Annotated in this window: 13 protein-coding genes and 1 tRNA gene; 8 read left to right on the top strand and 6 right to left on the bottom strand. The window is 70.7% G+C overall.

All coding sequences use genetic code 11. The features are described 5' to 3' along the window. Nucleotides 1-74: 74 nt before the first annotated feature. On the bottom strand, nt 75-650 hold the full coding sequence (locus ACQQ2N_RS10635) for a hypothetical protein (protein ID WP_440221560.1): 576 nt from the start codon (nt 648-650) through the stop codon (nt 75-77). 394 nt (nt 651-1,044) lie between these two features. Between ACQQ2N_RS10635 and ACQQ2N_RS10640 the strand changes: the two genes are divergently transcribed. Further along, entirely contained in the window at nt 1,045-2,121 is a 1,077-nt protein-coding gene (locus tag ACQQ2N_RS10640) for an ROK family protein (protein WP_440221561.1), read from the top strand. Between the two features lie 10 nt (nt 2,122-2,131). Here ACQQ2N_RS10640 and ACQQ2N_RS10645 read toward each other — a convergent pair whose 3' ends face one another. Together ACQQ2N_RS10645 and ACQQ2N_RS10650 are read right to left on the bottom strand one after the other, a co-directional pair. Next, entirely contained in the window at nt 2,132-2,626 is a 495-nt protein-coding gene (locus ACQQ2N_RS10645; protein ID WP_440221562.1) for a low affinity iron permease family protein, read from the bottom strand. Between the two features lie 155 nt (nt 2,627-2,781). Next, a complete protein-coding gene (locus ACQQ2N_RS10650) occupies nt 2,782-3,849 on the bottom strand; it encodes a DUF748 domain-containing protein (protein ID WP_440221563.1) in 1,068 nt (355 codons plus the stop codon). Between the two features lie 144 nt (nt 3,850-3,993). On the opposite strand from ACQQ2N_RS10650, the gene ACQQ2N_RS10655 reads away from it, so the two are divergent. The 6 genes from ACQQ2N_RS10655 to ACQQ2N_RS10680 all read left to right on the top strand — a co-directional run bounded on the left by ACQQ2N_RS10655 (nt 3,994) and on the right by ACQQ2N_RS10680 (nt 9,339). Next, nucleotides 3,994-4,641 (top strand): GIY-YIG nuclease family protein, encoded by a 648-nt coding sequence (locus ACQQ2N_RS10655; RefSeq protein WP_440221564.1) that lies wholly within the window; start codon nt 3,994-3,996, stop codon nt 4,639-4,641. Between the two features lie 90 nt (nt 4,642-4,731). Continuing rightward, nucleotides 4,732-5,367, top strand: coding sequence for a biliverdin-producing heme oxygenase (locus ACQQ2N_RS10660; protein WP_440221565.1), 636 nt, complete (start codon nt 4,732-4,734; stop codon nt 5,365-5,367). Nucleotides 5,368-5,373: 6 nt separating this feature from the next. Then, entirely contained in the window at nt 5,374-7,245 is a 1,872-nt protein-coding gene (locus ACQQ2N_RS10665; protein ID WP_440221566.1) for a GAF domain-containing protein, read from the top strand. 115 nt (nt 7,246-7,360) lie between these two features. Further along, nucleotides 7,361-7,795, top strand: coding sequence for a hypothetical protein (locus tag ACQQ2N_RS10670; RefSeq protein ID WP_440221567.1), 435 nt, complete (start codon nt 7,361-7,363; stop codon nt 7,793-7,795). Between the two features lie 76 nt (nt 7,796-7,871). After that, a tRNA-Leu gene (locus ACQQ2N_RS10675) sits at nt 7,872-7,958 on the top strand. A 67-nt stretch (nt 7,959-8,025) separates the two neighbouring features. Further along, entirely contained in the window at nt 8,026-9,339 is a 1,314-nt protein-coding gene (locus ACQQ2N_RS10680) for a hemolysin family protein (protein WP_440221568.1), read from the top strand. Here ACQQ2N_RS10680 and ACQQ2N_RS10685 read toward each other — a convergent pair. Beyond that, nucleotides 9,330-9,716 (bottom strand): hypothetical protein, encoded by a 387-nt coding sequence (locus ACQQ2N_RS10685; RefSeq protein WP_440221569.1) that lies wholly within the window; start codon nt 9,714-9,716, stop codon nt 9,330-9,332. The two genes, ACQQ2N_RS10680 and ACQQ2N_RS10685, sit on opposite strands and share 10 nt — an antisense overlap. 113 nt (nt 9,717-9,829) lie before the next feature. Here ACQQ2N_RS10685 and tcdA point away from each other — a divergent pair, with 113 nt between their 5' ends. After that, nucleotides 9,830-10,621, top strand: a complete 792-nt coding sequence (gene tcdA / locus ACQQ2N_RS10690; RefSeq protein ID WP_440221570.1) for a tRNA cyclic N6-threonylcarbamoyladenosine(37) synthase TcdA — start codon at nt 9,830-9,832, stop codon at nt 10,619-10,621. A 5-nt stretch (nt 10,622-10,626) separates the two neighbouring features. On the opposite strand, the gene ACQQ2N_RS10695 is transcribed toward tcdA, so the two are convergent. Continuing rightward, nucleotides 10,627-11,451, bottom strand: coding sequence for a TatD family hydrolase (locus ACQQ2N_RS10695; RefSeq protein WP_440221571.1), 825 nt, complete (start codon nt 11,449-11,451; stop codon nt 10,627-10,629). Between the two features lie 52 nt (nt 11,452-11,503). Further along, nucleotides 11,504-12,700 (bottom strand): magnesium transporter, encoded by a 1,197-nt coding sequence (locus tag ACQQ2N_RS10700; protein WP_440221572.1) that lies wholly within the window; start codon nt 12,698-12,700, stop codon nt 11,504-11,506. Between the last annotated feature and the right edge of the window lie 129 nt (nt 12,701-12,829).

Here is a 12,829-nt window from a genome sequence, read left to right on the forward strand (position 1 = left end):
CGGAACCCGCGCGAGCGGGTTTTTTCATGCCTGTCGTCCGCAGGGGCGCCTGCGGCGTGATGCCGCGAGGCGGGTCAGTCGCGGCGGCGCGAGAGCGGGCGGCCGAGGCGGTCGGTGCCGAAGTCGCCCTGCGTGAGCGCGAGTGTCGTGGCACGTGCGACCGCGGAATCGGCGGCGTCGACGAGCGTCAGCAGCACCTCAAGGGCGTCGGGTTCGCCGAGACGCGCGAATGCCTCGACGCCGCGCATCGCGGTCATGCGCAGTGCGATGCTGTCGAGGTCGTCGCGCGGCGTCGGTGCGCGACGCGCGATGTCGGCGAGTGCGGGCAGGGCCGCGGGATCGGCGAGCACGATCGCGGCTTCGACGAGCCCGCGCTGCAGTGCGGGCTGCTCGTGGCCGAGGTGGCGCAGCGCGTTCGCGATCATGAGGGCCGAGGCGCGCGGATCACGGCGCAGCGCCGCGAGCGCGGCGGCGTCGGCGGCTTCGCCGCGTGGCGTCGTCGTCACGCGCGGCAGCACGAGCCGCGCGATGCCGGGCGGAAGGTCCGTGGCGTGTGGCGGGCGCGTCGCCTGGGCGCGCAGGCGCTGGCGCAGGATGACCACGGTGGCGAGCACGGCGAGCGCCGCGAGGGTCAGGGTGGTCGGCATCATGATGTGTCCCCGGTCGGTCGCGCACGCGTGGTGCGCCGTCGTGAGGCACGTACGGGGAGCTGTGGGGAAACCTGACAACGTCGTGATGATCCGGGAGGAAGGCCTGCGTGCTGGCATGTCTTGGCCCCGGCGGGATTGGATGTTCGTACGATCCCGCACCCTCATCCGGCCCTTCGGGCCACCTTCTCCCGGAGGGAGAAGGGAGAGCCGTGAGGTCGGAGGTAGGCTTTTCTTTCGGAGGGAATAAGGAAAGCCATCGATCTCAGTCGACAGTGGTGCAGGTGGCGCGGGTGGCGCGTGACGGGGCCGGTAGAACAACCCCGCTGACCTGCATTCACCTGCGCTTGCGTCGTCGCGCGCGAGGCTGCGGGCTGGACCTTCCCGGGAGACGCCCATGCCACGTGCGCCACGCAGCCGCATCGAGGTCGATGCCGCGTCGCTGTTGCCGTTTCCGCCGCACGGCGCGTCGCGCCTGCCGTGGGTCGATGTCGTCAACTACAACCTCGAGCTGCGTGACGGGCGCCGCTACGTCGGCGACCGGGCCAGCAAGCGTGCATTCTTCGCGCATCTCGACCATTGGCGCGGGATCGCGCGCGAGCACGGTGGCGATCCGTTCGGCGACACGGCGAGCGAGGCCATCGGGCGAAAGGCGCTGATCGACCACTGGCGTGCGGGAACACCCGAGGCCGCGACGACGATCGAGCTCGCCGTCGACGCGTTCGCGGCCGATCTCGCCGGGGTGGTGCAGCGCTACCTGCGCAAGGCCTGGAAAGGCGTGCGCACGATCGTCGTCGGCGGCGGCTTCCGTCGCGGCGCGCTCGGCGAGCGCGTGATCGCGCAGGCGCGACTGCGGCTCGCCGAGGCCGGTGTCGAGGTGGATCTCGTGCCGATCCGCGACGATCCCGACGAGGCCGGCCTGCTCGGCTCGGCCTATCTGCTGCCGGAATGGGTCATGGCCGGCTGCGGCGCCTTCCTCGCGATCGACATCGGCGGTACCAACGTGCGCTGCGGCATCGTGCGCGTGCGTGCAGGCAAGTCGGGACGCATGGGGCGGCCCGAAGTCGTGCAGGCGAAGCGCTGGCGCCACGATGATGACCACCCGCACCGCGAGGACCTCGTCGCCGAGATCGTCGACATGCTGGGCACGCTCGCGACAGGGAAGAAGGCGCGGGCGCTCGGCCTCGCACCTTTCGTCGGTGTGGGTTGCCCGGGACGCATCCGGCCCGACGGCGGCATCGACCGCGGCACGCAGAACCTGCCCGGCGACTGGTTCCACCTTCGCTTCCATCTGCCCGACAAGCTGCGCACGGGGCTGCCGACGATCGCGGGCCGCGACAGCGTGGTCATGCTGCACAACGATGCGGTCGTGCAGGGCCTCAGCCAGTTGCACTGGCTGCGCGACGAAGACCAGTGGGGCGTGCTGACGATCGGCACCGGCCTCGGCAACGCCCGCTTCGCGCGACGCGCGTGATCGTGCCGATTCAGTGCGTCGTGTCGGGCGGCGGTGCGTGGCGACGCGCGCGCAGGCGCGACTTGCGTGCGTGCACGCGTGTGGCTTCGTCGAGGGAGTGCGTCTCGTCGAGGTCGGCTTCCTTCTCGGCGAGCCGCGCGAGGCGCTCGTAGAAGCGGCGCAGGTTCTCGAGATCCTCCTCGTCGAGCTTCTCGATCGCGAGCATGCGGTTGCTCGCGAGGCGCGACGAGGCGATGAGCTCGTCGAGCTTCATGTGCACGGCGAGGCTGTCCTTGTTCTGCGAGCGCTGGATCAGGAACACCATGAGGAAGGTTACGATCGTCGTGCCCGTGTTGATGACGAGCTGCCAGACCTCGGAAAAGCCCGCGAGCGGCCCGATCGCGGCCCAGGCGAGCACGACGAGCAGGGCGAACGAGAACGCCCACGGCGAGCCCGCGATGCGCGTGGTCGCCGAGGCGAAGCGGTCGAAGACCGAATGATGGCCCTTGAACGAATGGTGTCCCACGCGCGTCTCCCCCGCCTCGCCGATATCCGGCGCGCGTGATTGGACGGCCGCGCTGCCCAGTGCGAGGTGAACGGAGACGACGCCGTGCGCGCGGCGGGTGAGTGCGTTGCCGCGTGTTCACGCGGGTGACGCCGTGAAGCCTCGCCGGGGAAGGATCAATCCTTCCCGTCCTCCGCGCGCCGCGTGGGCAGGTCCTCGAAGTACGGCTTGAACGCCTCGACGAACGCGTTGCGCAGAATGCCGCCGACCGCGTCGAGCGTGCTGATGCGCTTGTCGTCGAGTGTCCCGCTGATCGACACGCGCGTCGCGAACTGATCCTCGGCGTGGTTCTTGAAGATCGTGACGATGCCTTGGGCGAGGGCCTCCCAGGCGATGCGCAGCGGGTTCTTGGCGAGGTCGCGCTTGCCGAACACGCGCAGGTCGTGGAACAGCGGCTTGGCGTAGCCCGAGAGTTTGCCCTCGCTGGCCTCGAGTTCCATGACGAATTCGCCGCGGCCCGATTCGACGTCGAAGCCGCTGTAAGCGCGCATGAGGTCGTTGGCGTGGGTGAGGTCGATGCCGGTCACGCGCACGGCGAGTTCGAACGCGTCGAGGCGGCCGAACGGATCGAAGCGCGCCTCGGCTTCCATGTCGGCGCCGTCGAGCAGATCGCCGCGCGCGACGAGGTGGGCGACGCGTTCGCCGGCCTCGTCGCGCACGTTGGTGAGGTTCTCGATCGTGGCGCGCACCTGCGTCGCGCGCAGGTCCACAGGCGGATCGGAGACGAAGTTGTGGAACACGACGGTGCCGTCGTGGATCTCGACCGCGTCGATGCGCGTCGGCACGAGTTCCTCGAGCTTGTCGCGCCAGTCGACGCCACGGCCGGTCTGGCTGTCGGCGCTCGAGCGTCCGTCGACGAAGTGCACGGTCGGCGACTCGAACACGACGCGCGCGACGATCGCGCCGCGCAGCAGTTCGCCCCACTCGGTCTTCACGCGCATGACCGGCGCGTCGAGCAGCGGTACGCGGACGTCGTCCTTGGCGATGCGCAAGCCGTGCACGCGGTAGGCGCCGCGCCACAGGGCGATGTCGATGTCGTCGATGCGGCCGTGGTAGTCGCCCATGCTGGCGAGGCGTGCGTTGACCGCGTTCGTGACGATCGTCGGCAAGGCGATGCGGAGGCCGACGAGCACGGCCATGGCGACGGCGAGGATGATCAGGAGGCGCCGGCGTCGCGGCGTCACGGACGCCACCCGGGCGGGCAGGCGAGGCCGCGCACGGCGCGGCGGCTGGACTCCATCACGGGCGATCCCCTGGGAACGGCGACAGTCGGCCCGCGCAGCGTAGGCGCTCGCGCATGGCCGCGATCTGAACGGATGCCGCATGGCATGCTCGGGCCGATGGCGACGAGCGATTCGATCCCCGACGAGGATCCGGCACCGTGGCGGCCCGCGACGCGCGGCCGCTGCTACGTCTACGCGTTGCCGGCGCGCGAGGCCGATGTGCTCAAGATCGGCTTCGCGCGCGACCCGCTCGTGCGCATGCGCAGCCTGCATCGCCGTTTCCACGCATGGTTCGCGCTCGAGCGCGGCCTGCTGATCGAGACGCCGCGCGTCGCCGAGGCGCGGGCGATCGAGCGCCATCTGAAGAAGCTGCTGGCCGCCCACGCGACGCCGGCGCCGCTCGAGATCCGCGCCGCCGCGCACGGCCGTACCGAGTGGTACCGCGGCGCGGGCGACGTGGTCGCGCTGGCCTTCGAGGCGATCGCGGCCGAGCGCGCGCTGCCGCGGCACGATCTCGCGGCATGGCTGCGCGGTCGCTGGGCGTCCGAGGTCGTGCTGCACGACTGGGCGGCGGCGATGCTGGCCGCGATCACACAGGCGCGTGCGGCCGGCGACACCGCGGGCACGACGCGACTATCGCGCGCCCTGCGCGGCGTGCTCGAGGCCTTCGAGGCGGTCGATCTCGCGCTCGAAGGACGCGTCGACGAGGCCGTGCTCGCCTGGCACCTTCGGCTATTCGACACGGCCACCTGATACAGGAACAGGTTCAGCGTCGATTTCGCCATCGACCGGCACTCTGCGGTTCGCTTGTGCCCGACCGCGCGCCTCTTGGACATCCGCCTGATGACGTCACTGACCGCCGACACCGCCTTCGACATGCCGGCCCCGCAGGCCGCGTCGTCCCGGTCTCTCGACGATGAGCGCGTCTCGCGGCGGTTGCGCGAAGCGACCCGTGCCGAGCATGCGCGGGCCGAGGCCGCGCCGGTCATGCGCGACCTCTTCTCGAAGGGCCTGGACCAGGCGCGTTACGGCGGGCTGCTGACCGCTCTCTATGCGCTGTACGCGGGCTGGGAAGCCGACCACGCCGAGTTCGTGCGCCGCATCGGCGGACGCCCGGGCTGGATCTACCGTTCTCGAGCGGGCGCGCTCGCGCGCGACCTCGAGGCACTGGGCCTGCCCGTCCCCGCGCGATTCGCATCGCCGGCGCTGCCCTTCGACGGAGCGGCCTGCTGGGGCATGCTCTACGTGATCGAAGGCTCGACGCTCGGCGGCCGCATCATCACGGCGCGCCTGCAGGCGTGCATGCCCGATGTCGACGCGATGCGCTTCTTCTCGCTCGGCGCAAGCGAGCCGGTACGCTGGCCGCGTTTCCAGCGCGTGCTCGACGAGGTGCTCGCCGACGAGCGCTCCGTGACGCGCGCGGTGGCCGGTGCGCGTGCATTCTTCGCGGCGTTCGCCGCCAGCACGGCGGAGGTCTGATCACGCATGGCCGCCGACGATGAACGCATGAGCCTCGACGAGTGCGCGCGGGAACCGATCCACATCCCCGGCGCGATCCAGCCGCACGGCCTGCTCATCGTCATCGACGCCGCGAGCGGTCGCATCACCCAGGCCAGTGACAATGCCGGCGTGATCGCGGGCGTCGCCGCGACCGACCTGATCGGCAAGGACTGGCAGCAGCACGTGCGCACGGCGCGCCATCCGCTCGATGCCGCGCCGAACGACGAGCGCCCGCTGCACCTGGCGTACCTGCCGGTCACGTTTCCGCACAACGCCGAACTCAAGGACATGGTCGGCGCGTGGCATCTCTACGAGCGCCACTGGCTGCTCGAAATCGAGCCCGCGACGAGCCACGACGCGCGTTTCGAGCCGCTCGACGTGCACCCGCTGCTGCGCCAGGTCGAGGCCGAGCGCGAGCTCGCGGCGGTCGCCGACCGTGCCGCGCGCGCGCTGCGCCGGCTGTTCGGCTACGACCGCGTCATGGTCTACCGCTTCGATCGCGACTGGCACGGCGAGGTCATCGCCGAGGCGCTCCAGGAAGGGTTCGAGCCCTACGTCGGCCTGCACTATCCGGCCAGCGACATCCCCGCGCAGGCTCGCGCGCTGTACCTGCGCAACCGCGTGCGCGTGATCGCCGACTGCGGCTACCGCCCCGTGCCGCTCGTGCAGGAGGACGACGAGCCGACCGACCTCAGCGACGTGTCGCTGCGCAGCGTGTCGCCCGTGCACCTCGAATACCTCGGCAACATGGGCGTCAAGGCGACGCTCGTGCTCTCGATCATCGTCAACGAGCGCCTGTGGGGCCTCGTGGCCTGCCACCACTACGCGCCGCTGTTCGCCGACCACGCGATGCGCGACGCCGCCGACCTCATCAGCCGCGCGCTCGCCGCGCGCATCGGCGCGGTCGAGCAGCTCGAGTCGATCTGGCGCGAGAGCCGCCTGCTGTCGATGCGCGAGGACCTCATCAGCCACTTCAACGGTGTCGAGAACCTCACCACCGACGGTCTGCGCGATTTCGCGCCCGAGCTGCTCGAAGCGGTCGAAGCCGATGGCGTCGCGCTGATCGACGAGCGCGTCAGCAGCCGCTACGGCGTGCTGCCGCCGGACGAGGTCCTGCTCGACCTGCGTCGTCGCATCCGCGACGGCGAGGGCACGCTGCTGCGCTCGGACACGCCGGGCGTGATCTATTCCGACGAGGTCGCGAAGGCCTTCCCCGATCTCGATGCGCACACCTCGACGGTCGCCGGCGTGCTCTACATCCCGCTCGATGCGCAGTCGCGCAGCGCGATCCTGTGGACGCGCGTCGAGCAGGTGCGCACGGTGCGCTGGGGCGGCAATCCTTACCTCGCCAAGCTGCAGGTCTACCCGGGCGCGCGCCTGTCGCCGCGGCAGAGCTTCAGCGCGTGGCAGGAGGAGGTGAAAGGCCGCTCGCTGCCGTGGGAGCCGATCCACCTCGAGTCGGCGCGCGCGCTGCGCATCCTCGTCGAGCTGCTCGATCGCCGCCACTACCAGGCCGGCTTCGGCATGCTGCACGCGACGCTGGACAGCCTGCATGCGCCACTCTTCATCATGACGGCGCGGCGCGGCGACATGCCGGCGCCCGAGATCGTGCACGTCAACGACGCGTTCCGCGAACGCACCGGCATCGCCGACCACGCCGCGATCATCCGGCGCTGGGAGCTCGACAGCGAACGCTTCAACAACTGGCTCGGCACCGGTACGTCGTTCCGCGCCGCCTCGGTCGCCGACGGCGAGTCGCGTGATCCACGCTGGGAAATCATCGTTCAGCCGCTGCCTCCCGAAGCCGGTCGCGATCGCTACATCTGCGTGCTCGAGCGCTCGCTGCTCGATCCCTGAGCGCCGCGCCGGCTGCATGAAGGCCGGCTGTCCGGGTTCCCGGAAGGTCCGCGTGGTTCATTTTCGGGCCATCGCGCGGCATGCACTCTCCTTGGGCCAGAGGAGACCACCCGCCGTGAACGACCAGCAGATGTCCGTGCAGGAATGCCTGTCCCGACAGGCCGACCGATGCGCGAACGACGCGCGCAGTGCCCTGTCCGCGCAGCCGCTCGCACGCGGCTACGAGCACTTCGTCGAGCTCGATTTCGCGACGATCCGCGCCGGCGATCCGGCCGCGCGGTGGCTCGACTACTGCCCGGTGTACGCGTTCGCCTACCTCGTGCGGCAGGCCGCCCACGACAGCGAGTCGCTCATCGATGCCGCCGAACAGCAGCGTGCGCTGTGGGAGGCGCTGCGCGGACGGTCCCCGGTGCCGTGGCGAGAGGTGCGCGAGATCGTCGTGGCCGCGTGGCGTTACCTGTCGTCATCGCGCACGTCGCCGACGCGCCACTGGCAGATGCCGTCGCGCCGCCCGCGCATGGGCACGAACGCGGGCAACGTGCAGGTCTGAATCTTCCCGCCGGTCGCTCGGCGCGGACCAGGCGCGCGCTGGCGCGGGCCGGCGTCCTCGGGCATGCTCGACGCTTGCCCGGATGGCGAAACCGGTAGACGCAAGGGACTTAAAATCCCTCGGCCGCGAGGCCATGCGGGTTCGATCCCCGCTCCGGGCACCAACGCGGTGCCCCCTTCCACGCGGCTCGGGCGCCGCGGCATGTCACTGCCGCGCCAGAAGGAACCCCCTTGGAAATCGCCTTGCTCGCCGCCCTGATCCTGTTCAACGGGATCTTCTCGATGTCCGAAATCGCGCTCGTCACCTCGCGTCGCTCGCGCCTGCAGGCGCTGGCCGACAACGGTGATCGGGGTGCGGCATCGGCACTCGCACTCGGCGAGGATCCGACCCGTTTCCTGTCGACCGTGCAGATCGGCATCACCTCGATCGGCATCCTGAGCGGCATCGCCGGCGAAGCCGCGCTGGCCGAGCCGTTGCGCGCCATCCTGACCGGCTACGGCGTGCAGCCCGGTTCCGCCGGGTGGATCGCGACGACCATCGTCGTCGCCACCATCACCTATTTCTCGATCGTCGTCGGCGAGCTCGTGCCGAAACGTTTCGGCCAGACCTATCCCGAGACGGTCGCGCGCACGGTCGCGATGCCGATGTCGGTGCTCGCGATCGTCGCCAAGCCGTTCGTGATGCTGCTGTCGGTATCGACCAAGACCTTGCTGCGCATCCTCGGCATCCGCCAGGACGCCTCGTCCGTGGTGACCGAGGAGGACATCCACGCGATGCTGCGCGAGGGCTCGGAGGCCGGCGTGATCGAACACGACGAGCACGCGATCGTGCGCAACGTGTTCCGTCTCGACGACCGCCAGATCGTCTCGCTCATGGTCCCGCGCATGGACGTGGTCTACCTCGACCTCGATGCGCCCGAGGAGGTCAACCGCGCGATCCTCGAGCGCGGCGAGCACAACCGCCTGCCGGTGGTGCGCGGCGGCCTGCACCTCGTCGTCGGCATCGTCAGTGCACGCCACCTGCTGTCGCGCTCGTTGCGCGGCGAGCCGCTCGACATCGAGGCGCACATGCGTCCGGCCGTGTTCATCCCCGAGAGCCTGACCGGCATGGAGCTGCTGCAGGAGTTCCGCCGCTCGGGCGTCGAGGTGATCTTCGTCGTCGACGAGTACGCCAACGTGCAGGGCATCGTGACCCAGCACGACCTGCTCGAGGCGATCACGGGCGAGTTCACGCCGTCGGCGCCCGAGGACGCGTGGGCGATCCAGCGTGAAGACGGCTCGTGGCTGCTCGACGGCCTGATCCCGCTGCAGGAGTTCAAGGACCGCCTCGACCTGCGCCATCTCCCCGAGGGCGTGCACGGTCGCTACCACACGCTCAACGGCCTCTTCATGCTGCTGCTCGGCCGCATGCCGCACACGACCGACCGCCTCGAGTGGGAAGGCTGGCGCTTCGAGGTCGTCGACATGGACGGCAACCGCATCGACAAGGTGCTCGCCGAGCGCGTGCCGGAACCGGTCGCGGCCGAGGTCGAAGCTCAGCGGTAATCGCGGTGGCAGGCGCTGCAGGCGTTGCCGACGTCGGTCAGCGCCTGGGTCTGGCGCGCGCAGTCGCCCGAAGCGGCGCGCGCCGTGGCCAGCGTCGAGCGCAGGTCGCCGACGTACTGGCGGAACACGCGGTCGACTTCCTCGCCGTGCGGCATCGCGACCTCGATGTCATCCGTCAGCGTGGCGAGCAGGTCGAGCGGTTTCGCGATGCCTTCGCAGCGGTTCGCCGTCGCGTCGCGCGCGAGCTTGAGCTCGTGCTGCATGACCGACATGAGCGCGCGCGGGTAGGGATCGCGCTTGCCGAGGATCGCCGCGGCGGTCGAGGCGAGCAGCGCGCCGGCCATGAGGCCGATGACGAGGCAGACGAGGTAACGCATGGCGATGGCTTCGCGTCCGGGAGGCCGACCATGGTAACGGCAGCGGCGGATCGCGCGGCGTGGCCTGCGGTGCTAGGCTCGCGCGCCCCGCGCCCCTGCACGACCGCCGCACCATGTCAGCTGCCCTTTTCGACGAACGCTTCGCCGGCATCGACCGTCTCTACGGCACGGGCAGCGTCGCGCGGCTCGCCGCCGCGCACGTGTGCATCGTCGGTGTCGGCGGCGTCGGCTCGTGGGTCGTCGAGGCGCTCGCGCGCAGCGGCGTCGGCCGGCTCACGCTGCTCGATGCCGACGACGTCTGCGTCAGCAACACGAACCGTCAGTTGCATGCGCTCGCGGGCCAGTACGGGCGCGCCAAGGTCGAGGTCATGGCCGAGCGTGCGCGCGCGATCAACCCGGCGATCGTGGTCGATGCGCTCGCGGAGTTCCTGACCCCGGCCAACCTGGCCGATCGCCTCGACCGCGGCTACGACCTCGTCATCGACTGCGCCGACGCGTTCCGCGTCAAGGTCGAGACGATCGTCTGGTGCCGGCGCCGCAAGCTGCCGCTGATCACCTGCGGCTCGGCCGGAGGGCGCGTCGATCCGACGCTCGTGCGCGCGCGTGACCTCTCGCGCACCGAGCACGACGCGATGCTCGCGCTCGTGCGCAAGAAGCTGCGCGAGGAGTTCAACTTCCCGCGCGGGCCGAAGCGCTACTTCGGCGTGCAGGCGATCTACTCGCTCGAGAACGTGCGCTACCCGCAGGCCGACGGCAGCGTCTGCGGCGTGCGCCCCGAAGCGGGCGACGCCGGCAAGCTCGACTGCGGCGGCGGCCTCGGTGCGGCCACGCACATCACGGCGACGTTCGCGTTCGTGGCGGTGTCGCGCGCGCTCGAGCGCCTGCTGGCGCCGCCGAAGGCCTGACCGGCTCAAGCCTCGCGCGGCAGCCCGAACACGCGCTCGGCGTTGCGCGTCGTCGCCGCGGCGAGTTCGGCGGCCGGCATGTCGCGCAGCGTCGCGATCACCTCGAGCACCTCGACGAGCCGTGCCGGCTCGTTGCGCGCGCCCTGGTGGCCGCACAGCGGCTGGTCGGGCGAGTCGGTCTCGAGCAGCAGGTGCGCAATCGGCAACGTCGCGACGATGCCGCGCAGGCGCGTCGCGCGCGGGTAGGTCACCGGTCCGCCGATGCCGAGGCAGAAGCCGAGGTCGCACAGGCGCTTCGCCTGTTCGGTGCTGCCCGAGAAGCTGTGCACCACGCCCGACAGGCTGCCCACGCGGCGGATCGCGAGGCCGATCTCGTCGAACGCGCGCCGTGCGTGCAGGATCACCGGCAGGCCGGCGTCGCGCGCGATGCGCAGCTGGCGGTCGAGCAGGCGGCGCTGCACGTCGGCATCGAGGCCTTCGACGTGGAAGTCGAGTCCGCATTCGCCGACCGCGACGGGTTTCTCGTCGGCGATCCAGCGCTCGAGGTCTTCGAGGTGCCGGTCCGCATGCTCGGCGAGGAACAGCGGGTGCAGGCCGTAGGCCGGGAACAGTCCGGCATGCGCCGCGCAGAGGTCGCGCAGCGCAGGCCAGCCCGCCGCCGCGATCGCGGGCACGATCTGGCGCGTGACGCCGGCCTCGCGGGCGCGCGCCAGTGCGGCGTCGCGGTCGTCGTCGAACGCGGAAACGTCGAAGTGCGAATGGGTGTCGACGAGCCTGGGGTGAGGCGGGCGTCCGTCGTCACCGGGTTCGAAGCGTTCCGTCGAGGTCACGATCGTCATCGGCTCGTGCGAGGGAAGGCGAGGGCCATCCGCACTCCTTCCGTCAGCGCACCACGAGCCACGCGGCGAGGCCGAGGAACATCGCGAGACTCACGACGTCAGTGGCCTTGGTAAGGAAGATGCTCGACGCGGTCGCCGGATCCGCGCCGAGGCGACGCAGGATCTGCGGCACACCGGCGCCGACGAGGCCCGCGATCGCGCAGCTCGCGGCCATCGCGGCCCAGGTGATGAACGCGAGTGTCGCCGCGTCGCCGTTGCCCTGGTGGCGCGCGAGCAGGTACATCGCGAGCGCGCCGACGAGGCCCGTGATCGAACCGTTGACGAGGCCGAGCCACGCTTCCTTGAGCGCGAGGAAGAACCCGCGCCCGGGCTTGAGCTCGCCGAACGTCATGCCGCGCAGCGTGACCGCGAGCGCCTGACAGCCGGTGTTGTTGCACTGGTCCGAGAGCACCGGGAGAAACACGGCGAGCAGCACGACCTGGTTGATCGTGTCCTGGAACACGCCGACCACGGCCGCGGTGATGAACGTCGCGAGCAGGTTGAGCTGCAGCCACGGATGGCGGAAGCGCAGGCTGCGCGTCCATGCCGTGCTGATGCGCTCTTCCTTCTCGACGCCGACCATCGCGCCGGCTTGCGCGCTGATCTCGTAGGCCTGCTCCTCGAACAGCACCGAGCCGCGCACGACGCCGAGCAGGCGGCCTTCGGCGTCGGCGACGGGATAGACCGGATAGTGGCGGCGCACGACTTCGCGCATCGCGTCGATCACGTCGGTGTCGGGGCGCAGCATGAACGGGTGCGCGACCATGATCTCGCCGAGCGTCTGTCCCGGTTCGGCGAACGCCATCTCGCGGAACGTGACGACGCCGACGAGCCTGCCGGCGTCATCGACGACGAACACGTAGGTGACGAGCGTGCGCGTCAGGGTCGGGCGCAGCGCGGCGAGCACGTCGGCGACCTTCGCGCCGGCCGTGAACGCCTCGGGTGCAGGCTCCATGAGCCGGCCGACCGAATCCTCGGGCCAGTTGCGATTGGCGATCCAGTGCTCGCTGTCGTCGGCGGCCGAGGCGATGCGCGCGCGGCGCTCGGCGCCGAAGCGGTCGAGCACGGCCGGCGCGCGGCCAGGCCCGAGCGCGGACAGGACGTCGGCGATCTCGCCATCGGGCAGCGCGTCGAGCCGGCGTGCCGCGGCGGCGGCATCCATGTCGCGCAATTCGTCGAGCAGCAGGGAAGGGTCGGGCATCGCGACAGCAGGCCGGATCGAATGCGCGCGATGCTAACCGAAGCCCGGGAACGGTCCCAGCGCCACGCGTGGGGATACGCGAGATGAACGCCCTGAGGGCTGTCTCCGGCAGTTCCGTTCAGATTCATC

This window comes from Dokdonella aquatica, assembly GCF_051987395.1.
Classification (GTDB): domain Bacteria; phylum Pseudomonadota; class Gammaproteobacteria; order Xanthomonadales; family Rhodanobacteraceae; genus Dokdonella.